Below are 1,056 nucleotides of genomic sequence, written 5' to 3'. Positions count from 1 at the left end.
GAATATTTAGAATCAAGAATTACAACTCTTGAAATGTTGAATCTTAAAAATAAACGTGATGAAAAAGGATAGTTTAAATTTAGTTGAGCGTGTAACCAATGAAACACCAAAATGGTTTAAAATCGTTCGTAATGTTGGATTAGCTTTAACTGCGATTAGCGGTACTATCTTAGCTGCTCCTGTTGTTCTTCCAGCTACTGTCATTGCAGTTGCAGGATATTTGGCTTTAGGTGGTGCAATCGCCAGTGCTGTTGCTCAAACTGCTGTAAAGATTGATGAAGCAGATAATGATCCAAATAAAAAATAGTCTAAAAAGACCTTATCAGGACTTTTTGAAATCTCATCGTAATGGTGAGATTTTTTTATGCGTGATAACTGCACCCAATTATCTATAGAGGTGGAATATGTACGCTTTATCTCCGAAACGAAGTCGGAATGTTGTCGAAAAAGTGGAATTGAATTGAGGAAATCGAAGAAGTGGTTTTGGTTCAAATTCAATATTTTTTTGAAAAGAAAAAAAGAGAAAAAAAAGAAAGCCATTCTTTCAGGATTGGGGTTTTAAAGGCAAGGTTTTCGAGCAAAATACTACCCGAATGGGTGGAGATTTTGTGAGAAACCCGAAGGGCTTGACCTTGACGTAAAACGACCACTAAATAACTTTGCTATCTTTTTTGTGAATTTTGGTGTGTCTATTCCGGAAAGAACGCACTGGGGCAATATGCGCAGTGAAGAAAAGCAATCCAATATCAAAATAAGGTGACGAGGGATTGTAGCTGAACATCCGACAGGATGTTTTGCTACACCGAGCCAATTGGTGTGGGCTAATAAGCTATCAAGCAGCACAAAAGTGAGGGGTTACGAATTGCTTTGCAATGGAGTACCGAACGATGTGATGCGACTAGCGGTTTAGCGCAATACACAAATGTACCTTACTAAAAAACTTTTGCTTTTTCTGAACCTGTAACCGCTTTCTTGGGTGGCGGGGTGCGTGGAATAATTAGAAATTATGAATGATGAATTATTGGAAATGCGTTGTGGTAAATGGAATAGCGTTCG

At 38.1% G+C, this 1,056-nt stretch carries 1 protein-coding gene; it reads left to right on the top strand.

Annotated elements, in window-relative coordinates; all coding sequences use genetic code 11:
* The first annotated feature begins 58 nt into the window (after positions 1-58).
* On the top strand, positions 59-307 hold the full coding sequence (locus N5D90_RS17040) for a hypothetical protein (protein ID WP_188319665.1): 249 nt from the start codon (positions 59-61) through the stop codon (positions 305-307).
* The last annotated feature ends 749 nt before the right edge of the window (positions 308-1,056 follow it).

Source organism: Empedobacter sp. GD03797, assembly GCF_029842105.1.
In the GTDB taxonomy this organism is placed as follows: domain Bacteria; phylum Bacteroidota; class Bacteroidia; order Flavobacteriales; family Weeksellaceae; genus Empedobacter; species Empedobacter falsenii_C.
The sequence above is the reverse complement of the archived record's forward strand: the minus strand, read 5'-3'. Positions and strand labels throughout refer to the sequence as shown.